General features: G+C 70.7%; 16 protein-coding genes. 6 read left to right on the forward strand and 10 right to left on the reverse strand.

The window, feature by feature from the left end; translation table 11 throughout:
* Nucleotides 1-1,843: 1,843 nt before the first annotated feature.
* Nucleotides 1,844-2,992, reverse strand: coding sequence for a PucR family transcriptional regulator (locus ACIA8K_RS00005; RefSeq protein WP_396053200.1), 1,149 nt, complete (start codon nt 2,990-2,992; stop codon nt 1,844-1,846).
* 75 nt (nt 2,993-3,067) lie between these two features.
* Between ACIA8K_RS00005 and ACIA8K_RS00010 the strand changes: the two genes are divergently transcribed.
* The 3 genes from ACIA8K_RS00010 (at nt 3,068) to ACIA8K_RS00020 (ending at nt 6,105) form a co-directional block, all read left to right on the forward strand.
* Nucleotides 3,068-4,135 (forward strand): ferredoxin reductase, encoded by a 1,068-nt coding sequence (locus tag ACIA8K_RS00010; RefSeq protein ID WP_396053202.1) that lies wholly within the window; start codon nt 3,068-3,070, stop codon nt 4,133-4,135.
* Nucleotides 4,136-4,150: 15 nt separating this feature from the next.
* Nucleotides 4,151-5,374, forward strand: a complete 1,224-nt coding sequence (locus tag ACIA8K_RS00015; protein ID WP_396053204.1) for a fatty acid desaturase family protein — start codon at nt 4,151-4,153, stop codon at nt 5,372-5,374.
* Nucleotides 5,375-5,457: 83 nt separating this feature from the next.
* Nucleotides 5,458-6,105 (forward strand): DUF3159 domain-containing protein, encoded by a 648-nt coding sequence (locus ACIA8K_RS00020; RefSeq protein WP_396053206.1) that lies wholly within the window; start codon nt 5,458-5,460, stop codon nt 6,103-6,105.
* On the opposite strand, the gene ACIA8K_RS00025 is transcribed toward ACIA8K_RS00020, so the two are convergent.
* From ACIA8K_RS00025 to ACIA8K_RS00035, 3 genes are read right to left on the reverse strand one after another with little or no spacing between them, the layout of a single operon-like run.
* The gene (locus tag ACIA8K_RS00025; protein ID WP_396053208.1) at nt 6,078-7,526 is read right to left on the reverse strand and encodes a glycosyltransferase family 2 protein; all 1,449 of its coding nucleotides are present in this window, start codon (nt 7,524-7,526) and stop codon (nt 6,078-6,080) included. The two genes, ACIA8K_RS00020 and ACIA8K_RS00025, sit on opposite strands and share 28 nt — an antisense overlap.
* Complete coding sequence (locus tag ACIA8K_RS00030) at nt 7,516-8,559, reverse strand: HEAT repeat domain-containing protein (RefSeq protein ID WP_396053210.1); 1,044 nt, start codon at nt 8,557-8,559, stop codon at nt 7,516-7,518. Before ACIA8K_RS00030 ends, ACIA8K_RS00025 begins: the two co-directional genes overlap by 11 nt.
* A gap of 1 nt (nt 8,560) precedes the next feature.
* Entirely contained in the window at nt 8,561-8,935 is a 375-nt protein-coding gene (locus tag ACIA8K_RS00035) for a response regulator transcription factor (RefSeq protein WP_396053212.1), read from the reverse strand.
* A 184-nt stretch (nt 8,936-9,119) separates the two neighbouring features.
* Between ACIA8K_RS00035 and ACIA8K_RS00040 the strand changes: the two genes are divergently transcribed.
* Nucleotides 9,120-10,832 carry an ATP-binding protein gene (locus ACIA8K_RS00040; protein ID WP_396053214.1) on the forward strand — a complete coding sequence of 571 codons (1,713 nt, stop codon included), beginning with the start codon at nt 9,120-9,122 and terminating at the stop codon, nt 10,830-10,832.
* A 23-nt stretch (nt 10,833-10,855) separates the two neighbouring features.
* Here ACIA8K_RS00040 and ACIA8K_RS00045 read toward each other — a convergent pair whose 3' ends face one another.
* Genes ACIA8K_RS00045 through ACIA8K_RS00055 form a run of 3 tightly spaced genes read right to left on the reverse strand, consistent with a single transcriptional unit; the run spans nt 10,856 to nt 13,683 of the window.
* On the reverse strand, nt 10,856-12,919 hold the full coding sequence (locus ACIA8K_RS00045; RefSeq protein WP_396053216.1) for an ATP-binding protein: 2,064 nt from the start codon (nt 12,917-12,919) through the stop codon (nt 10,856-10,858).
* Nucleotides 12,920-12,928: 9 nt separating this feature from the next.
* Nucleotides 12,929-13,303, reverse strand: a complete 375-nt coding sequence (locus ACIA8K_RS00050; protein WP_310370371.1) for a response regulator — start codon at nt 13,301-13,303, stop codon at nt 12,929-12,931.
* Nucleotides 13,300-13,683, reverse strand: coding sequence for a response regulator (locus tag ACIA8K_RS00055; RefSeq protein ID WP_396053219.1), 384 nt, complete (start codon nt 13,681-13,683; stop codon nt 13,300-13,302). Before ACIA8K_RS00055 ends, ACIA8K_RS00050 begins: the two co-directional genes overlap by 4 nt.
* 153 nt (nt 13,684-13,836) lie before the next feature.
* On the opposite strand from ACIA8K_RS00055, the gene ACIA8K_RS00060 reads away from it, so the two are divergent.
* Complete coding sequence (locus ACIA8K_RS00060; RefSeq protein ID WP_396053221.1) at nt 13,837-14,070, forward strand: hypothetical protein; 234 nt, start codon at nt 13,837-13,839, stop codon at nt 14,068-14,070.
* Between the two features lie 194 nt (nt 14,071-14,264).
* On the opposite strand, the gene ACIA8K_RS00065 is transcribed toward ACIA8K_RS00060, so the two are convergent.
* Complete coding sequence (locus ACIA8K_RS00065; RefSeq protein ID WP_396053223.1) at nt 14,265-14,417, reverse strand: hypothetical protein; 153 nt, start codon at nt 14,415-14,417, stop codon at nt 14,265-14,267.
* A gap of 220 nt (nt 14,418-14,637) precedes the next feature.
* Here ACIA8K_RS00065 and ACIA8K_RS00070 point away from each other — a divergent pair, with 220 nt between their 5' ends.
* Complete coding sequence (locus ACIA8K_RS00070; RefSeq protein ID WP_396053225.1) at nt 14,638-15,276, forward strand: hypothetical protein; 639 nt, start codon at nt 14,638-14,640, stop codon at nt 15,274-15,276.
* A gap of 9 nt (nt 15,277-15,285) precedes the next feature.
* Here the strand turns inward: ACIA8K_RS00070 and ACIA8K_RS00075 are convergent, their stop codons facing one another.
* Nucleotides 15,286-16,335: a type IV toxin-antitoxin system AbiEi family antitoxin gene (locus ACIA8K_RS00075; RefSeq protein ID WP_396053227.1), complete on the reverse strand. Its 1,050-nt coding sequence runs from the start codon at nt 16,333-16,335 to the stop codon at nt 15,286-15,288.
* A gap of 409 nt (nt 16,336-16,744) precedes the next feature.
* Complete coding sequence (locus ACIA8K_RS00080) at nt 16,745-19,669, reverse strand: glycoside hydrolase family 48 protein (RefSeq protein ID WP_396053229.1); 2,925 nt, start codon at nt 19,667-19,669, stop codon at nt 16,745-16,747.
* Nucleotides 19,670-20,446 lie beyond the last annotated feature (777 nt).

Below are 20,446 nucleotides of genomic sequence, written 5' to 3' on the forward strand. Positions count from 1 at the left end.
CGTTGGTGGCGGCCCTGCCGATGATCTGCTCCCCGAAGGGCGGGTCGATGGCAGACGGGGCAGCCAGGCGGTCACCTTTGTGTGCTGCGCACACCTCTCAAGATCAAAGGCGGGGTCGGGCCGGGCAGGGCGGGGGATATGGGTGGAATGCGGGGGAAGCGGCGAGGTTGGAGGGCGTCAGGTGAGGCGTGTGCACGTCATTCGCGGCGAATGACGTGCTCATGCCTCACCTGACACACGCCACACCTGACACACGCCGCACCTGGCCGTTGATCTATCGGCCGTTGGCGATTCACGGCAGGGGCAACGCGCGCGCAGCTGGGGACTTTCGCGATATTTCCGGATGGCTTAGGTCTGATCAAGCGTTACTGAGCCGCACCGACATGGGCAACAGAGTCGCTCCCGACTCTGTTGCCCATCGCGTCCGGCCGCCTGGGAACCCACGATCGAAAGGGCCGGGGCGTGGTAGGTCGTCTCGGCTGGTCGTCGTGCTTACGGATCGCGAGAGCAGCACGAGCCCGCCCACGGCCATCGTCTCAGCGGCTGCGAATCAAGGCGGCTGCGAGTCAAGGCGGCTGCGAGTCAAGGCGGCTGCGGCCTGGGTGGGGCAAGGACCGGCACCGAGGCCGCGAGTTACCTCAGGCGTGCGGGCCGGTCGCGGCTCTCGGCGGGTCCCAGGACCGGGCACCAACGTGGAGCCACACCAGACCCGCATATGTCAGGACACAGCCCACGATCACGACCCGCCTCATGGAGGTCCTCGGTCAATTTCCAGCTCGAGCGCTGTGCGCTCGACATTTCGTCACATAGATGCTTCCTGGTCGTTCATCCTGACGCCGAAGGGTCAGGATGGCCCACGTCAAGATCCTTGCGGCTCTGGTGGCCCTTATCCGAGCGCGATAAGGGTCACCAGAGCCGCAAGGATCTTGCATCCCACCAGATGGACGCGGAATCCCGAACACCGAACCCATCTCGGTGCGGAGCGCCCAAGCTGCCGCGGCCCTGGCGCGGCGGCACGCGAAAGCCGAGATCGACTGGCCTTTCGGCAAGCTCCCGGCTTCGGTACGGGCCGTGCGACAACCCAAGCCGAGACCAACCGGCACTCCCGCAACGCCCAAGGCCTCGGTACAGACCCGGGCCCACCCAAGCCGAGACCAACCGGCATCCCCGCCACGCCCAAGGCCTCGGTGCAGACCCGGGACCACCCAAGCGAGACCGAACCGGCACTCCCGCTACCTCGGCGCGGCCCTTGCGGACAACCAGGCCGCAGCCGCCCAGACCGCAGTCGCCGCTTACTGACCTTCCGCGGTCAGGGTAAGGCGCGTCAGGGGCTTCTATATAACGATATTTCGGGCGCGGAGTGCCCGACTCGCACCCCGACCGCGAAACCTCAGTAGACGATGACCGCGCTGCCCTTGCGTGCCGGGAGACCGCCGACCGGCCGGAACAACCTGCCACCCTGCCGGCCTTGATACCAGCCCTTCGATCGTCAGGCCCCGGGCCGCCGAACGTGAATGGGCAGCAGAGTCGTTCCGCGGGCAGACCGGAGCGTCGGGCTCTGCTGGCGCTTCGCGCGTCGGTCCGGAGCCGGCCTGTGTTGCCTCGCCGCTTCGCTTTTTCGGGCTGATGTCACGACCGGGGAACGTCGGTGTCAGACGAAGGGAGCCCGACGTTGCTCGGTCGTCCGCGCCTCGCGTCGGCGATCCAGATCCGCGCACGGTAGGGGAACTGCGGAGGAAGAGCCTGAGCTGGGTTTGTCGTTTCCTGGCCACGGCGGGGCCGGGGCCCGCGGGAGCGTGCGGGCCGGACCACTGCGGGAGCGGGAAGAGCAGGTTCTTGATTTTCAAGGGGTCAGGTCGGTGGCGAGGGCGACGGTGAGGGTGACCAGCCAGTCCGGGTCGCGGAGGCGGTCGCCGTAGAGGTCGCGGAGGCGGGTGATGCGGTAGCGGACGGTCTGGGGGTGCACGAACAGCTCCGCGGCGATCTCCTCGCGCCGGCCCTGGTGACGAAGCCAGCTGCGCAGCGTCTCGGTCAGCTTCGTCGCGGATGCCTCGCCCTCGTCCGCAAGTGGCGCCAGTGCGCGGGCCCGCAGGTCCGCGAACGCGCCTGGATCGGCGCCGATCAGGAGCGTGACCAGGTGTTCTTCGGTGTCGCCCGACAGGCCCAGCGCGAGCGCCCGCGCGGCCCGCTCGTGCGAGTCGGCCGCCCGCTCCCACGGCCGCGGCGGCCCGACCACGGCGTCGCGGCCGGCCAGCAGCCGGAGCAGGTGGCCCCGTCCGGCCCCGTGCGCGTCCGGTACGAGCAGGATCGACTGTTCGTTCGGCGCGTCCACCCGCAGCGTGCGCGCGTCGAGCAGGTCCACGACCGCGCCGATCGCCCGTTCCGGGAGCAGCACCGCGGTGAGCGTCGCGGGGGGTGACCATTCGGCAAGTGCGGCGGCGGCGGCGAGCGCGTGCGGCGGTTCGGCCGCGATCAGTGCCTGGCCGAGCCGTTCGAGGTTGCGGCGGCGGGCGCGGACCGTGGAGGCCAGCTCGTCGGCGTGTCCGGCGACGCTTGCGGCGGACAGTTCGTCGATGTAGGCGAAGACCAGCTCGGCGAACTCCATGATCGTGATCGCGCCGACGCCGGCCTGGACGCTCGTGGTGGCCAGGTCCCGCCAGGCCACCCGGGCGCCGACCCGGTACGCCGCAAGCAGCGCGTCAAGGCTGCGGCCGTATCGTGCCTCGCCCCGCCCGAGCGCGTAGGCCGCCTCGAGCGCGGGCCGGATCGGCGCGCCCACGTCCCGGGAGAGGAGGTTGAGGAACGTGGCAAGCGCGCCCCGCACGGCCCGCTCGATCTTGTCGCCCATCTCGCCGGCGAACGCCTCGCGGTAGGCCGGGACCTCAGCGGTGATCGCCGCGACCGCGTGGCCCGCCACCTCGGCAAGCGCGGCACGTAGCGGAGCGACCACGTCCGGCGGGAGTCGCAGCGAGGTCACCGATGTCTTGTTCACAACGAACAATAATGCCCGACGAAACTACCGTTGTGAGGTCAGGACTTCACCACTTTCGCCCTTCATGCTTGAGTCATGCCCGCAACTCGCAGCCTCAGGTCCGCCGCCTGGCGCGTCGTCGAACTGCTGACGACGCCGCTGGTGCCGAGCGACTATCTGGACGAGGTCGCCCCGCTTCGTAACGCGACAGTGTTGCGCGCCCGCATCGAGGAGGTGCGGCCGGAGCACGACCGCGCGGTCACGCTTGTGCTGCGGCCCGGCCGTGGCTGGCGGCAGCACATGCCCGGCCAGTACCTGCGCATCGGCGTGGACGTGGACGGCGTACGGCTGTGGCGCAACTACTCGCTGACGAGCGATCCGGCGCGCACGGACGGCCTGGTCGAGGTCACCGTGACCGCGATCGAGGGCGGCCTGGTGAGCAACCACCTGGTCCGCCACGCCAAGGCCGGCACGCTGCTGCACCTGGACCCACCGGCCGGCGAGTTCGTGCTGCCGGAAGAAAAGCCGCGGAAGGTCCTGTTCGTGACCGCCGGTAGCGGCGTCACCCCGATCATGGGCATCCTGCGCGGGCACACTCTGGAGGACGTCGTCGTCATCCACTCCGCCCGGACCGCGCAGGAAGCGCTGTTCACCCCGGAGCTTGACGATCTCGCGGCCGCGGGCCGGATCCGGCTGATCGAGCGCACCACCTCGGTCGAGGGCCGCCTCTCCCCCGCCGGGATCGCGCGGCTGGTGCCGGACTGGGCCGAGCGCGACACCTGGGCCTGCGGGCCGAACGAGTTGCTCGACGACCTGGAGAAGCACTGGGCGGACGCGGGCGTCGGCGATCGGCTGCGCACCGAGCGGTTCCGGCCGGTGACGCTTACCGGGAGCGGCGAGGGCGGCGAGATCACGTTCCTGCGGACGCAGACCGCTGTGAGCGCGTCCGGCACCGTGCCGCTGCTTGACGCCGCCGAGGAGGCGGGCGTGCTGATGCCGTCCGGCTGCCGGATGGGCATCTGCATGGGCTGTGTGCTCCCGCTGCGCGAGGGCGCGGTGCGTGACCTGCGCGACGGCGCGCTGATCATCGCCGAAGAGGGCGACACCATCCAGATTCAGACCTGCATCACCGCAGCGGCCGGGCCCTGCGCAATCGATCATTAGGAAGGGACGCCACGCATGACGATCATGGAGAAGAAGGCCGTCAGCCCGGTCGCCCACCTCACCCCCGAGGACATCGAGGCGATCGGCGCCGAGCTTGACGCGCTGCGCGACGAGGTCATGTCGAGTCGCGGCGAGCGGGACTCCGCCTACATCCGCAAGGTGATCTCGGCGCAGCGGCGCCTGGAGCTGGGCAGCCGCGCGATCCTGCTGTTCTCGCTGTTCCCGCCGGCCTTCGTCGTCGGCACGATCGGCCTGTCGTTCGCCAAGATCATCGAGAACATGGAGATCGGCCACAACGTCATGCACGGCCAGTGGGACTGGATGCGTGACCCGAAGATCCACTCGACGACCTGGGAGTGGGACAACGCGTCCCCGGCCGCGCAGTGGAAGCACGCGCACAACGAGGTCCACCACACGTACACGAACGTGGTCGGCCGGGACAACGACCTCGGTTACGGCATCATGCGCGTCGACGAGGACCAGAAGTGGTCGCCGGGGCTGCTCGGCCAGCCGCTCTACAACTTCATCAACATGTGCTTCTTCGAGTACGGCATCGCCGCCTACGACCTGCAGCTCGGCCGCAACCTGAAGACGAAGAAGCGCCGCCGCGACCCGAAGTTCAAGGCCGCGTACCAGCAGGTGCTGCGCAAGATCGGCAAGCAGTTCCTGAAGGACTTCGTGATCCACCCGGCGCTGTCCGGCCCGTCGTTCCTGACCACGATCCTTGCGAACGCGATCGCGAACCTGGCCCGCAACGTCTGGACGCACTCGGTGATCATGTGCGGCCACTTCCCCAACGGTGTGGAGACGTTCTCCAAGACCAGCATCGAGGGCGAGACCCGCGGCGAGTGGTACCTGCGCCAGATGCTCGGCTCGGCGAACATCCGCGGCTCGAAGTTCATGCACTTCATGACCGGCAACCTGTCGCACCAGATCGAGCACCACCTGTTCCCGGACATGCCGAGCCCGCGCTACGCCGAGATCGCCCCGCGGATCCGCGACCTGTTCGAGCGCTACGGCCTGACGTACACCACAGGTCCGCTGCCGATGCAGGTCGGCTCCGCCTGGTACAAGGTCATCCGCCTCGCGCTGCCGACCAGGGAGGACCTGCGCCAGCGTCGCGAGGGCGGCCGCGGCACCGGCGCCCCGCGCGGCCCGCGTAAGCGCGTCGAGGGTCACGCCTCCGCCCGCCGCGCCCCGGTCGCCGTCGCCGCCGCATCGATGACCGCGACAAACTAGATCAACAGCTTTGGTGGGTACGGGTGGAGCGCGCCTCACACTCGTACCCACTGATGGTCTTGATCGGTTAGGCTGCCCTAACCATGGAAGAGAAGAGAGAGTCGCTCGCCGATCTCCTCGGCGGGCGGCGTGGCGCGCTCGACGCCACCCTCCCACCCGTCGCCTTCGTTGCCGGCTGGCTGGCCGGCGGCCGGTCGATCGCCGTCGGGGTGACCGCGGCGCTCGTGGTGGGCGTGCTGCTGGCCGTCTTCCGGCTGCGGCGCGGTGACCGGCCCGGCGCGGTGCTCGCCGGTCTGCTCGGCGTCGTGGTGGCCGCGATGATCGCGATGTACACCGGCGACGGGCGCGACTTCTTCCTGCCCCGTCTGCTCAGCAACGCGGCAAGCGCGCTGGTCTGGGCGATAAGCATCGTTGTCCGCTGGCCGCTGCTCGGCGTGGTGGTCGGCGCGGTGCTCGGCCAGAAGACCCGCTGGCGGCGGGACCCGGCGCTGCTGCGGGCCTACGGCCTGGCCAGTTGGGTGTGGGTGTTGCAGTACGTGATCCGCCTGGCCGTCTTCGTGCCGCTCTACCTCGCGGATCAGACAGTGGCGCTCGGCATCGCGCAGGTCGTGCTGACCTGGCCGCTTGTCGCCGCCTGCCTCGCGGCGAGCTGGTGGGTGATCGTCCGGGCGCTGCCGGAGGAGCACCCAGGGTTACGGCACCCTCAGGACCGGACCGTGTCGAAGCCCTGACGCGGCATCGTGCCCCACACCTGCTTCTTGTTCCGCCACGCCTGCCACGCGCCGCGCGCCTGGTAGTACGCGAGCGCCTGCCGGTAGCCGAGGTTCTCCAGGATCGCGGCGACGAACCCGCGGCCGAGATCGTCCCAGCGCGGGTAGCGGTGGAAAGACACCTCCTCAAGCAGCAGCGACGCGATGCTGACGAGCATGCCGTAGCCGTAGGCGACGAGCGCGAACCGCCAGGCGAAGTCCAGGTCGACCGCGTCGACAAGGATGCCGGCCGGGAACAGCACGAGCGCGGACAACTCCACGAACGGCGCCATCAGTTCGAACACCACGTAGTACGGCAGCGCGAACAGCCCGATCCGGCCGTACCGGGGGCGGAGAAGCATGCCGCTGTGCGTGCGGAGGATCTCCGCGATACCCCGGTGCCAGCGGGTGCGCTGCCGGCCCAGCACGCGCAGGGTGACCGGCGCCTCGCTCCACGACACCGGCTCCGCAACGAACACCACCCGGTACGCCTCGCCGCGTTCCCGCAGGTGGTGGTGGAGGCGGACGACAAGCTCCGCGTCCTCGCCGATGGTGTCGTGCGCCATGCCGCCGACCCGGGCCAGCAGGTCGCGGCGGAACATCCCGAACGCGCCGGAGATCACCACCAGCCCGCCCAGCCGGGACCAGCCGGTGCGGCCCATCAGGAACGCGCGCAGATATTCGACGATCTGCATGCGGACCAGCCACTGCCGGGGCATGCGCACGTCGACCACGCGGCCACCCACCACGGCGCAGCCGTTCGCGATCCGCACCACGCCGCCGACGGCAGCGACCTCGAGCGGGTCGTCCGCGAACGGCTTGACCACGGAGAGCAGCGCCTCCGGGTCGAGCACCGAGTCGGCGTCGGCCATGCAGACCAGCGGGTGCCGGGACAGGTTGATGCCGACGTTCAGCGCGTCCGCCTTGCCGCCGTTGACCTTGCGGACCACGATCAGGCCGTCCGGGTTCGCGCGGGCCACGTGCACGCTGATCACCTGACCGCGGAACGGCACCTCGTCCGGAACCACGCGCGGCACCGTCACCAGGTCAAACTCGCGCTCCAGCCGCGCGAAGGTGTCGTCGGTCGAGCCGTCGTCGATCACCACGATCTCGAACCGGGGGTAGCGCAGCGCGGTCATCGCCTGCACCGCGGCCACGATCCCGGCGCCCTCGTTGTAGGCGGGCATCAGCACCGACACCGGCGCGGTGAGCGGGCTGCGGAACAGGTCCTCCAGCCCGTTGAACGGCACCCGGCGCAGATGCCGGAAGAACTCGGCCGCGGCCAGCAGCAGCAACCCGAGGTAACTGCTGTTGAGCAGCACGAAATACACGAAGATCGCGGTGTCGGTGACGCCGAGCACGGCCCGCACCCCGTCGGCAAGCCACGCCCAGTCATCCACCATGCGTGCCCACCCCCGCCGCGGCCAGCGCCTCCTCCGCGTGCGGGGACGCCGGGGAGGCGGCGCGCAACACGGTCAGCCCGGCCGGCCCGGCCTTGCGGAGCGCGTGCGCGGCCTCGTGCGCCACCCGGTAGGCGGGGTCGACGAGCAGCCCGGCCAGCGCCTCCGCCACGCCTGCCGCCCCGGCCTCGCCGAGCGCCCGCGCGGCCGCCGCCCGCAACCGGTCTGGATGATCAACACCAAGCGCGACCACGAGCGGGGGTACGGCCGAGCGCCCGCCCATTCGGCCGAGCGTGTTCGCGGCCGCGAGGCGCACGTCGAGCGATGGGTCCTCCTCGAGCACCAGCGCGACCGGCTCGATCAGCGCGCCGGAGCCGATCAGCCCGAGCGCGTCGAGCGCTGTCACGCGTACCCGCGCCTCCCGGTGTCCGAGCGCGTCGATGAGTGCGGGCTCCGCCTTCGGCCCGAGCTGGGCCAGCGCCTGCGCGACCAGCTGCGACGGTGTCGGGCCGGCGGTGGCGAGGCTGTCCAGCAGCGGTACCGCCGCGATCGGGTCGCCGATCCGGCCGAGCGCGCGCACCGCCACCAGCCGGACCTCGGAGTGCCTGTCGCGGAGCAGGTCGCAGAGGGCGTAGACGGCCGGGCGGTGCTCCAGGTTGCCGAGCGCCTCCGCGGCTCTGGCCCGGCGGACCCGGCTGCGGTGCGTCAGGTCGGACAGCTCCGCCTCGATCAGGCCGCGCCGGGCGAACACGTCGGCCAGCGCGGTGTGCGCCTCGCCGCGGACCTTGCCGAGCAGCGCGATCGCCCCCGGCTCGGCCGCCTGCCACTGCCGCTGGGGCAGCGCGACGAGCGCGTCCGCGCCCTCGACGCCGCCGTCCGCGACGAACTCGAGAAGCGCGAGCCGGGGCGCCTCGGCCAGGTGGGCACGGTGCCGGCGCAGTGCGCGGCGCACGGCCCGGACCAGCACGATGATCACGCTGAGCGAGAACACCACGATCCCCAGCACGATGATCGCGTAGGTGACGGCCTCGACCATGTCAGGCCCGCACCTCTACCAGGAGCTGCTGCACCCGCGCGACAAGTTCCCTCGGGCTGAACGGCTTGATCACGTAGTCGTCGGCGCCGGCCGCGAACGCCAGCTCCCGGTCCTGCGGGCGGCCCTGCGCGGAGATCATCACGATCGGCAGCTTCGCGGTGCCCGGGGAGGCACGCAGCTCGCGGCAGAGTTCGATACCGTCCAGGCCTGGCATCCGGACGTCGATCAGCACGGCATGCGGGCGGAACTGGCGGATCGCCGCGAGCGCGGTCCGGCCGTCCGATGCCGCCATTGCCTCAAAACCGGACCCTTTCAGCTTGTAGATCAACAGCTGCAGAATGTCCGGATCGTCCTCCGCCACCAGGACGCGCGCCATGACCCGCCCTCTCCCGTGCCGCCCCCACTTCCCCCGATCTCACCAGATATAAAGGGCATACGCAGATTTTTCGTAATACTTGTGCACCTTGGGTCGGCGGCAGATCGCACCCAACGGCAACCCGGGCCCACTCAGCGGCGCCCCGCGACCGCCGATTGTGCAATCCGTGATGATGAAGGACCTGGTGCGCGGACGAACGTGGCGCGGTCCCGCGCTCGCGTCGACCGTCCTGGCCCTGGGCCTGGCGGCGACCGGCGTGGGCACGGTGGCGCTGCACTCCGCCGCGAACGACTATGCCGACGCCGCGCTCCGCGTGCGTGCCAACGCCACCCAGGCGGCCGTAACCGCGGCCGTGACCCGCTACACCACCACCGCGCAGAACCTGGCCACGATCGCCGGAAGTACGCCCGCCGACTCCGCCCTGACCGACGTCGAGGCCGGTCTGGCCCGGCTCTCCCGCAGCACGCTGCCCGGCGCCCACGACGTGCGCCTGGTCGCGCCGTCCGCCGACCGCTTCACCGCGGTCGCCGGGCGGCCGGTCGACGGCAGCGCGCCGGTACCGGCCGGACCGGACTGGAGCGGCCCGCCGCCGGAGATCGCCGCCGCCATGGACACCTCCCGCGACAGCGGGCAGCTGGCCATCAGCCCGCCGCACGTGCTTCCGCACGACCGCGCGCTGGCCGGCGCCCGCCAGCAGCTCTCATTCGTGATCGTGGCGCCGGTCCGGGCCACGGACGGCGAATTCCGCGGCTGGGTGCTGTTCAGCCTGCGCGGCGGCGACTTCCTCAACGAGGCGCTGGGCGCGGGCGCGCACGCCGCCGTCACCGCGCGCCTGGCCGACGTCAGCGACCCGGCCGGCCCGGTCGACATCGCGTCCTGGAACACGGACACCCCGCCCGCCGACCCGGAGACGGTGACGCTGCCGGTCGCGTTCGGCCAGCGGGAGCTGCTGCTCACCGTGCGTCCGGGCACGCCGCTGCTCACCGAGCCGCAGCGGCACGCGGACACCGTCGTGCTGGGCTGCGGCCTGCTGCTCAGCGTCGCGATGGCATTTCTGATCCTGGTGCTGATCACCGCGCAGGAACGGGCCGCCGGGACCGCGCGCCGTGCGGTCGCGGACCGCCGGGCCGACGCGGACCAACTGCGGCTGGCCCAGGCCGAGCTGCGCGAGCGCGAGGCGGAACTGGCCGGATTCTCCGCGCTGGCGGCCGACAAGCTGCAGACACCGCTGACGAACGTCGCCAGCTACGCCGACCTGCTCCTGGAGGAGGCCGGCCCGCACCTGGACACGACGTCCCAGGGGTTCCTCGAACACATCGGCCGCAGCACGCAGCGCATGCTGCACGTGGTGGACGAGCTGCTCGCCTACTCGATGGCAAGCGAGGCGCCGCTGCGGCTGGAACCGGTAGACCTCGCACAGGTCGCGGCCGAGGTGGTGGCCGCGCACGTGGCGGTCTCGCCGACCATGCCGAGCATCGACATCGGCGCGCTGCCGGTGGTGACCGCGGACGCGACGCTGCTCCGCCAGCTGCTCGACCACCTGGTCGGGAACGCGGTGACGTACGTGCGGCACGGCACCGCCCCCCGGGTGACGATCGGCGCGCGGCAGGACGCGAACGGCTGGTGGCGGATCGAGGTCGCGGACCGCGGCATCGGCATCCCGGCCGAGCACCACAAGCGGGTGTTCGCGCCGTTCTACCGCACACCGGCCGCGACCGGATATCCGGGCACCGGCCTGGGGCTGGCCACCTGCCAGCGGATCGCCGGCCTGCACGGCGGCCAGGTGGGCGTGGAGTCGAACCTGGGCGGCGGCAGCGTCTTCTGGTTCACCGTCTTCGACGGCCGCAGCGACCACCAGTCCGGCGAGCACGCGGCGTTCCTGGCGCACCTCGCCTGAGGTGCGCGCGCCCCGGTCCCCTCCTACGGGAGGGGACCGAGGGCCGGCAGTCGTACCGTGACCGTCGTCCCGGTGTTCTCGGCCGAGGTCGCGGTGATCGTGCCGCCGTGGTTGCGCACGATCGCGTGGGTGATCGCCAGGCCCATCCCGGTCCCCGGCACCGCCCGGTGGGTCGCGTTCGACGCGCGGAAGAACCGTGTGAACAGCTGGTCCTGCTCGCCGGCCGGGACGCCCATGCCGGTGTCCGAGACCATCACCACCGCCTGGTCGTCCTCCCGCCGCGCGGTGAGCGAGACCGCGCCGCCGGCCGGCGTGAACTTGAGCGCGTTGGACAGCAGGCTCGACAGCACCCGGTCGATCTGGTCGCCGTCCGCGTTCAGCCGCAGATCCTCCTCCGCGCTTACCGTGAGCGTGATGCCTGACTTCTCCGCGGCCGGCACGATCGCCTCCCGCACGCCGGAGATCAGCCGGGCCAGGTCGACCTCCCTGCGGGCTGCCCGGAACGTGCCCGCCTCGATCCGGGACAGCATCAGCAGGTCCTCGATCAGGCCACGCAGCCGGGCCGTGTTGCGCGAGATGACCGCGAGCATCCTGCTCTGCGCCGGGTTGAGCGGGCCGGGATCCTCGTCCACGAGCATCTCCAGGTAGCCGGAGATGCTCGTCAGCGGCGTGCGAAGCTCGTGCGAGACGGTCGACATGAAGTCGGTCTTCACGTCGTCGATCTCCTTCAGCCGGGACACGACCGCCTGTTCGGCCTGGTAGATCCGGGCCTGGGTGAGGCCGTGCCCGAGATCCGCGACCACCGACTCGGCCATCCTGATCTCGCCCCGGCTCCACGGCGGGGCGTCGCCGGCCAGCAGCAGCGTGACCACCCCAAGCCGTTCCGTGCCGTTGCCGAACACGACCGAGAACACGCCCGACGCCCGCGCCTCGCGGAACCCCCGCAGCTCCGCGTCCGGCACCTCAGGCCCGACGCCGCCGCGTACGTCCTCCACCGCCCACACCGCGCCCTGCACCGCGGTGTTCAGCAGCCAGCTCACATCCGCCTCGGCAAGCACTGTGCAGAGTCCTTCGGCGCCGCGGGTGCACCAGAGCGCCGACCGGCCGCCGGTGAGCCGGATGACCACGTGCTCCGCGCCGAGCATCTGCCCGAGCCCACCGGCGGCCTCGTCCAGCAGCTCGTCCTCGTTGAGGTGGGTGCGGACCCGGATGCCCAGCGCGCGGGCGGACTGCCGCAGCCGGGCGATCTCCTGCTCGTCGCGCCGGTTCCGCTCGATCTCGGTGGCGAACACGTTCACCGCCTCGCTCACCGCGCGTACCTCGGCCGGGCCGTCGCCCGCCGGCACCCGCGCGTTGAGCTTGCCGCCGGTCAGCTCGCCGAGCACCCGGACCAGGCGGTCAAGCGGCCGGGTGATCTTCCGGCGGGTGTAGACGCCCGCGGTCAGCGCCAGCAGCGCGGCAAGCATGGTCAACACGGTCAACGACACCTCGACGGTACGGCGCAGCCGCTCCGCCTGCCGGCCCAGGTGCTCCGCGCGGGCGGCCATGGTGGCGTCAAGCGCGGTGTTCTCCACCAGGTACGCGTCGAAGATGTTCTTGCCCTGCTCCGCGTACTCGACCGCCTGGTCACTGCGCGGTGGGGCCAGCCGCTGATGCCCCGCGAGCGCCCACCAGGCCTCCGCACGGTCCAGCTGCCGCACCACAGCCGTCGACTCGGCCGCGGTCAGTACCATGCCGTCGAGCCGGTCGGCGATGCCCGGAAAGTCGCGGAGCGCCGTGTCGTACGACTCCATGAACCGGCCGTCCGCGGTCAGCAGATAGCCCCGCAACGCGCGCTGCGCATCCGCCATCACGCCGCGCAGCTCCGCGTTCACAAGCCGCATCGGGAACACGTGGGCGTCAAGCTCCCGCACGGACCGCACCTGCACCTCGGTGGCCGTGATCCCGGCCGCCCCGGCGAGCACGATAAGCGCGAACAGCACCGAGAACGCCCTGTTCAGCAGCGATCCCACGGTGCCGGCCGGACGTTTGCCGACAGCCGCACCACCGACCGGAGGCCGGCGGGACCCCGGCACCTGTGCGGTCATGCGCCGCAGTCAGGCCCGGGAACGTGTGAGCAGCGACTGGATGCGGGAGACCAGCTCCCTCGGGCTGAACGGTTTCGTCACGTAGTCGTCGGCGCCCGCGCCGAACCCGCCCTCGATGTCCTGCTCCTGGACGCGGGCCGTGAGCATGACGATGAGCATCCCCTGGGTCGACTCGTCGGCACGCAGCATGCGGCACACGTCGATGCCGGACAGGCCGGGCATGGACACGTCAAGCACCGCGAGCGCGGGCTGGTTGCGCCGCGCGGCCTCCAGCGCGGACTGCCCGTCCTCGACCGCGATCACGTCGTAGCCGACCTGCTCCAGCTTGAACGCGACCAGGTCACGGATGTCGGCATCGTCGTCGGCAATGAGTACGGCGGTCAATTCCCCTCCACCTCCGCCCGCGGCAGCGCGAGCCGCCGCATCAGGTCCGCCACGTCGGCCTTGCCGAACGGCTTGGCCAGGATCGCGGCCGCCGGCAGGTCCGCGAGATCCTCGGCGTCAAGCACCGAGCACACCACGGTCGGGCACGCCCCGGTGCGCGGATCCGCGTGCAGTCGCCGGACCACCTCCCGGCCGTCCAGGTCGGGCAGCAGGATGTCCACGACGATCAGGTCCGGCGGGTCGGCGCGCGCGGCGTCGAGCCCTTCCTGCCCCGTGCCGAAACCGGACACCTGGTACCCATGGCGGTCGAGATGCCCGCGCAGAAGGTCGAGGAGATCCTCCTCGTCCTCGATCACCACCGCTCGCAGCGCCGCGCCCACAGGCCCCATTGTCGCTAAAGAATCTCGCAATATCCGGTTGGTCCGAAATATCGGCTTGGCACGGTGCAACCGTTCTGCAACCGGAGCGCTCCCACGGCGTACCCCCGGCGGCGTTTCCTTGGTTGTAGAAACCGCACCGAAAGGAGACTCGCCATGGTCGCCCAGCCCGCTCAGGTCGAGGCCCTGTTCGCCTCCACCCTGCAACGCTCCGAGCAGCCCACCGCCGAACTCATTCGTGACGCGGTGCTCGCTATCGTCGCCCGGCACGGTGAGATCGAGGTCGCCGCGATGGTCGCCCAGGAGTACGGAGAGCACCCCGAGACGTCCGTCGGCCGCATGCTGTGGGCCCGCCACGCCTGCCTCCAGGCCTACGCGAACGCGGCCTAGCTGCGCTTTTGTCCTTTTCGCATCGAATGTCGTCGTGGGCTGATCCTGCCGAGTCACTCTCGCCACAGCTGTGGCTATTGTGGGCGGGCCGCGGGCCTTCCCGCAGGCCAAGACCCACTTGACACTCGCGAGGAGGCCGGCCGCGTGGCCGAGGACCCAACCCCCCGACCCGCCCCACCCGGCAACCCAAAAGATCAGGCCCCTTCCGGGGTACGGCCCGAAAGCCCGACAGCCGAGGCGGAGACCGACAGCGCCGGCAGCGGGAGCACGGTCAGCGGCAGCGCGGCGGCTCCGGCCGGGCCGTCGCTGGACTGGGCCGGGTCGACCGTCGAGATTCCGCTTGTCATAGCCGCGCTTGCGGCGGCGAACGGGACCGACCCGTTCGAGGAGGCCCGCAAGCACGCGGCGGCTCAGGCCGCTGCCCGAGCGGCTCAGGCGGCTCAGGCCGTGCCGGTGCAGGCCGCCGCACCGAACGCCCGAATATCACCCGGCGGCCGGAAGGATCACCCGGGATCCGCAGCCTCGTTGAGTGAGCATGGGGCTCCACTCGACGACGAGAGACCGGCCATGGTGACGGGCACGCATCGCGCCGGCGGCGGACGTCTTCGCCGCTTCGCCCGGGACTACTCCTGGGTCGTCGTCGTCATCGTGCTGGCGGTGGTCGTGGCGCTCTGCTCGATCCCGTTCACGACCGGCCTGGCCCCGTCGTGGCGGGCCGGCGCTCCCGCCCCGTCCTCCAGCTACGGCCGCACTGTCGCTCCGATGGCCGCGAACGGCGCGGTCCTCCGTGCGGATGCGCCTTCCCCCTCGGCCTTCACGCCCCCCGCGCCGCCGGCGCCGTCGTCGTCCCTGGAGAGCCCGCCCTCCCCGTCCCGCGCCGCCGGTCGCATCGCACCGACGGTGCCGGACCCGGCCCCCGATGCCGCCCCACGGGCAACGACTGTCGCGCTCGGCCCCACAAGCGACGGCGAGTTGCAGGCCTCGATCCGGCTCTACTGCTGGCAGGAGTTCGGCGCGTCGAGTGCGCGTCTGCGCTTCGGTCCGACGCCCGCGGCCGACAACTGGGAGTGCCGCGGGCCGGGGTTCACTCGCGTCGTCGATCTGGCGGCGATGTGTTCCTGGCGGTACGGGGCCGACACCTTCGCCGCCTTCACCGACCGCCGGGACGCCTACACCTGGCGCTGCTTCCGCACCTCAGCCGCCTGACCTCAGCCCTCACAACCGCTCCACGTAGCGCCGCCCGCGGGCGGCGGCGATGTCCCCGTCCGTCCAGACGGCCGTCGCGCGGCCCTCGACCGCCCCACCGCCAGGCGCGCGCACGGCGGCCCCAGACCGGCCTGCCGGGTCGTCCACTCTCAGGGACGCGCGGTGCGGCGCTGTCTGCGGGCGGTGGCGATCGCGCGGGCGGTCTCGGCGGGTCTGCGCAGCACGTCGTCGGCGGTGAAGCGGAGCACAAGCCAGCCGTCCATGTTCGAGCCGGCGTTTGCGGGCGATGTCCTCCCGGAACGTGTTGCGGTCCCGGTGGTGGTCGCCCTCGTACTCGATCGCGATCCGCAGCGCCGGATAGTCGAAGTCGACCCTGGCCAGCCAAGTCCCGCCCCGAGACATGACGTCGAGCTGCGCGACCGGCCGCGGCAGGCCGGCATCCGTGATGAGCAGGCGCAGCAGCGTCTCCATCGGCGACTCGGTAAGCGGCTCGGTCTCGTCAAGTCGCGCCGCGAACCGCACTGTGCCCGGCCAGCCGGCACGCCCGTCGGCGTAAGCGGCCAGCCGCTCCTTCTTGATCAGCTTCCGATGCAGGATCGCGGCCATCGCCATGATGGCCTTCTGCCGGTCGGGCTGACGGCCGAGGTCGAACGCGGTACGCGCCGGGCTGGTCACCGGCAACCCACCGAACGAGGTCACATCACCGGCCGGCAACCGCTGGTGCCGCACCACGAGCCGTTCCTGCGCGCGGAGCCGATGCGGCAACGGGACCGTGACGGTCACCGGAGCTCCACGGGCCGGCACCCCGGCGCCCCACAGACAAGCCGCGCTCTCCCCGCCGATCGCCGCACCGGCCGGGAGCAGCAGCGCGGCCGCGTCGCACCACATGCGATTGTCGTCCGCGGCATAGGACTCCGCGTTGACGTAGACGTCCCGGAACAGCCTGCGCCAGGCCTGCGAGTCGAGCTGCCGCTTCGTGATCAGCCCGCGCGCGACAGCCCGGCTGCCACGAAACGGCAGAAACCGAAGCCCGTCCGGCACCGACGCGTGTCGCACCATGCCCGTATCCTGCCCCAGCCCTCCGGCACTTCCCACCCCCTAAAGATCACCGCGAGATGTACGGCAGCCACATTTTGAGGGGCTCAGAACGTGGCTGCCGTACATGTCCCGGTGATCTTGGAACCGGGCCACCCACGGATCGTGAGCCCGCGGGAGCATGCGGAACCGGACCACGGCGGAAGCGGGAAAATCCGGACTTGGAACTGGAATTGGAACCGGGCGAGCGGCACCGGGGTGCCACCCGCCCGGGGGACGAGGGTGGTGGGCCGGGAACCGGCGTTGGCCTGACGGCACCCGGCCCACCATGGGCGGCCTGATCGTGGGAATCAGGCCGGGCGGCGCCGACGTGCGGGCGACGGCGCCGCTTTATGTGACCCGGAGCCCCTGGTCGGGGCTCCGGGTACGACCGTCAGCCGAGCAGGCGGTCGTAGTCGGCCAGGGCGAGCGCGATGTCGACCTGGGCCCAGAAGCGGTGGTACGTGAAGGTCGGGGCGGCGCCACCGTTGAGGTAGGCCTGGACCTTCGGGAAATCGGGGTCGTTGCGGTAGAAGGAGCGGATGTCCAGGAAGGACTTGCCGGGAGCGACCTGGTCACCGTTCGGCATGACGCCGCTGTAGCCGGACGGGACGAACAGGCCCTCGCCGGTGGAGGCGTTGTAGACGTCGTCGAAGCGGTTGTAGTCGGCGCGGGTCTCCGGGATGGCGATGCCCTTGGCGTCCTTGTGCGTCAGGAGCGCGTCGAGCAGGGCCTTCGCGGTGGTCTGCGCCTGGGTGTTGCCGGACTTCGCGCCGTAGTAGACGAGGGTCCGGGCGTAGGCGCCGACGACGCCGACGTCCTGGGTGTAGTCGACGACGCTGACGTGCAGGCCGGCGTTGTTGACGCTTGTGGTGCCGGCCTGCCAGTTGCCGCCGGGCTGGCCGGACCAGGCCAGGGTGGACGGGACCTGGTAGTTGGTGCCGTTCGCGGTGGTGTTCGCGAGCGCCCAGGCGACCCACTTGTCGAGGACGGCCTTGGCGCGGGCGTCACCGGACTCGTGGTAGTACTCGGCGACGCGTTCCATGCTCCACGCCTGGAAGCCGAACCACTGGTTCGACGGCGGGTCGTGGTAGACCGGCTTCTCGTCGTAGACCATGCCGTAGAAGGTCGGCACGCCGGCCGGGCGGGCGCTGTAGTTGCCGTGCCAGCTGTTCGTCGCGCCGCCGGCGATGGCGCCCTCGGCGGACTGCAGCCAGGTGTAGAAGTCGATCTGCCGGGTCAGCGACGTGGCCCAGTCGGCCTTGGCGGTCGGTGACTTCGGGTTGAGTTCGGACACGGTGGACAGTGCGTACGCCGCGAACGGGTTCTGGTAGCCGCCGTGGTTGTGGCTGGAGCCGATCCGCCAGGACCAGTTGCCACTGCCGGTGCCCTGCGAGCCGCCCCACGCGTAGTACCAGGACAGCAGGTAGTTGGAGCTGTCCTTGCCGGTGCCGGCCGCGCACGAGGTGGACGCGCACCCGGGCTGCTTGAAGTACTTGTCGTACATGGCGTAGCGCAGGTAGTCGCCCATCTTCGCGGCGTTCGCGATGGTGGCCGAGATCTGCGACTGGTTGCCCTGCTCCTTGGCCCACTTCAGCGCCCAGTAGGCGGCCTGGATCGCGCGGGCGTCGGCGTCGGGGGCGTTCGTGTAGCGCCACTGCTGGGCGTACGACGAGTCACCGATGAAGATCGGCAGGAAGCCGCCGTTGCCCACCTTGCCGAAGTTGAACGTCTCGCAGGACGGGTGCGGAACGGTCTCCCACACGGACTCCTGCGGGCCGCGCTGGTACGTGTTGATGTACGCCGGCCGGGTGGTGCCGTCGCCGCACTTGCCGAAGCCGTAGACGTTGTCCACGTCGATCAGCCAGTGCATGCCGTACACGCTCGTGGTGCCGTAGGCCGACTGGAGCTCCGCGGCCAGCGGGTCCACGCCCACCTTGACCGACGAGTCGATCTTGCCGCCGATCGACGGGTACTGGCTGGGCAGGTCCGCCTCGGGCGCGTAGTCGGCCGGGTCGGACGCGTTGTAGTTCGATTGCGTGTCGTCCGGGATGATGTACTGGTCCATGATCTGCCACGCCTGGTTGAACGGCGCCCAGTTCTCGGTCACCCGGCCGTACTGCGCCTCCAGGAACAGCCAGTAGCTGAACGCCTCGGACGTGGTCTCGTGCCCGTGGTCAGGCGCCTCGACGAGAAGCGTCTCGACGGAGTGGTAAGGCACGCCCTCGGGGCTGAAGTACCCGTTGGCTGGCGCCTTGATCTTGTTGTAGAGCTCGAGGAACTCCTCGCCGTACTCCCCGCCGGGGGTGGTGCCGCCGTCGTTGTCGGTCTCGGTGACGGTGGTGACGGACGCGGTGTACCCGGACGCGGTGGCGGTCACCGTGGCGGAGCCGTTCGCGCTGTCCGCGTCCTCGGCCGCGTTGACCGGCACGTTGACGCCGGTGTTCCAGTTGGCAGTGGTCAGCGTGGCGCTTGTCGCGCCGAGCGTGATGTCCGCGTCGCCGGTCTTGGCGAGCGCGACCGTCACGTTGGCGGTGGGCGCGGCGCTGAGCTTGACGTTGAGCGCGGAGCTGCTGCCCTCGGCGACCTGGAGCGTGGCCGGGGTGACGATGCTGTTCGCGGACGAGCCGGTGACAGTGAACGCGGCGTCGTCCGTGCTGGTCAGGCCCGCGTTGTCGTACGCCTTGGCCTGCACTGTGTACGAGCCCGCGGGCAGTCCGGTGGTGGCGTAGGAGTACGGCGCCGCCGTGTCCGTGTTGATCAGCAGGCCGTTGCGGTAGAACTCGACCTTGGCGATCGAGCCGTCCGCGTCCGCCGCGGTGGCCGCGAGCGTGACGTTCGCCGGTGCGGCGAACGTGGCCCCGTCGGCCGGGCTGGTGAGCGTGACGGTCGGCGCCTGGTTCACCGCGCCGTTGCAGGGGCTGCCGTTGAGCGTGAAGGCAGTCGGCTTCGCGTTCGTGCCGCTGTAGCTGGCGTTGAAGCCCATGGTCACCGACGCGCCGGTGCCGAGGTTGCCGTTCCACGCCTCGTTCGTGGCGGTCACCTTCTGCCCGCTCTGGCTGAACTTCGCCGACCAGCCGTTGGTGACCTGCTGGTTGCCCGGGAACGTCCAGCCGAGGTTCCAGCTGGTCACCGGGTCGCCGATGTTCTTGAGCGTGACGCTTGCGGTGAAGCCGTTGTTCCAGTCATTTGTGGTGTAGACGACGTCACAGGCGGTCGCCGCGTACGCCATGCTCACCGGCACGGTCGCCATTCCGCCTGCGACCAGCACGCCGGCGGCGGTCATCGCCAGCCGTCTCCTGCCGAGCCGAAATCTCATCTGCTGCTGTCTCCTCGCGGACCGGGCGTCATGCGAACAGCACCCCACGCAGGGGGTACGGGTGGAGCCGCGCATGCCGACGCCGAGAAAGGTGGGGGTTCACTGGGGTGGCCGCACCGGAAGAGATCCGGGGCCCTCGGCGACCCGTCAAGCGTGCGGTTCTGTGGCTCCCGTCACGCGATTGTCCGCAAGTCTCGCATGGGAGCGCTCCCGTAGCAAGTGACCGCCGTCGATGTCCTCGTGTATGCCGCCTGGGCAGCACTTTTACGGCCGTGAGCACCGGCAGGATGTTTCGGGCTCATTTTGGGTCTTTCACAAAGCGGTGACGCGGGATACAGTCGCAATCATCGATGGGAGCGCTTCCATCGACACCCATCACGAGGTAGTGCTACACCGCACCTGGTCGTAGCAGACCGTCCAACCGTAGGGCCGACGGCGGGCCAGCCCGGACTCCGCCGCCGGCCGACCCATCGACCCAGCCGAAAGGAGGTGGGAACCTCTAGCCACTCGCGTGGCCCGGCTCCCGCGCGACACACAGGAGGAGGCCATTCCGACTGTGTGTGCATTCAGAACCTGCTGAGGGTTCTACTGGGGACGGGGGTTGCCCTCCCCGTCCCCACACTAATACTCAGACGCCTGATTTTCACATGCCTCCGCAGCGACGTTCCCGGTCGCGCCACGGGCTGACCGACCGCCCCGCCCGCCCGGTGAGACTGATCATCATCCAACCTGCTTGTACCCATCCGCCGATATCCTGCGATAACCTCGGGAGCGCTC

The organism is Catenuloplanes sp. NPDC051500 (assembly GCF_044454585.1).
GTDB lineage: Bacteria > Actinomycetota > Actinomycetes > Mycobacteriales > Micromonosporaceae > Catenuloplanes.

Excerpts from the sequence above, each read along its gene's own strand:
- ACIA8K_RS00010 (WP_396053202.1), top strand. The coding sequence starts at position 3,068 with ATGCCCGCAACTCGCAGCCTCAGGTCCGCCGCCTGGCGCGTCGTCGAA.
- ACIA8K_RS00015 (WP_396053204.1), top strand. The coding sequence starts at position 4,151 with ATGACGATCATGGAGAAGAAGGCCGTCAGCCCGGTCGCCCACCTCACC.
- ACIA8K_RS00020 (WP_396053206.1), top strand. The coding sequence starts at position 5,458 with ATGGAAGAGAAGAGAGAGTCGCTCGCCGATCTCCTCGGCGGGCGGCGT.
- ACIA8K_RS00025 (WP_396053208.1), bottom strand. The coding sequence starts at position 7,526 with ATGGTGGATGACTGGGCGTGGCTTGCCGACGGGGTGCGGGCCGTGCTC.
- ACIA8K_RS00030 (WP_396053210.1), bottom strand. The coding sequence starts at position 8,559 with ATGGTCGAGGCCGTCACCTACGCGATCATCGTGCTGGGGATCGTGGTG.
- ACIA8K_RS00035 (WP_396053212.1), bottom strand. The coding sequence starts at position 8,935 with ATGGCGCGCGTCCTGGTGGCGGAGGACGATCCGGACATTCTGCAGCTG.
- ACIA8K_RS00045 (WP_396053216.1), bottom strand. The coding sequence starts at position 12,919 with ATGACCGCACAGGTGCCGGGGTCCCGCCGGCCTCCGGTCGGTGGTGCG.
- ACIA8K_RS00060 (WP_396053221.1), top strand. The coding sequence starts at position 13,837 with ATGGTCGCCCAGCCCGCTCAGGTCGAGGCCCTGTTCGCCTCCACCCTG.
- ACIA8K_RS00065 (WP_396053223.1), bottom strand. The coding sequence starts at position 14,417 with ATGACAAGCGGAATCTCGACGGTCGACCCGGCCCAGTCCAGCGACGGC.
- ACIA8K_RS00070 (WP_396053225.1), top strand. The coding sequence starts at position 14,638 with ATGGTGACGGGCACGCATCGCGCCGGCGGCGGACGTCTTCGCCGCTTC.
- ACIA8K_RS00075 (WP_396053227.1), bottom strand. The coding sequence starts at position 16,335 with ATGGTGCGACACGCGTCGGTGCCGGACGGGCTTCGGTTTCTGCCGTTT.
- ACIA8K_RS00080 (WP_396053229.1), bottom strand. The coding sequence starts at position 19,669 with ATGAGATTTCGGCTCGGCAGGAGACGGCTGGCGATGACCGCCGCCGGC.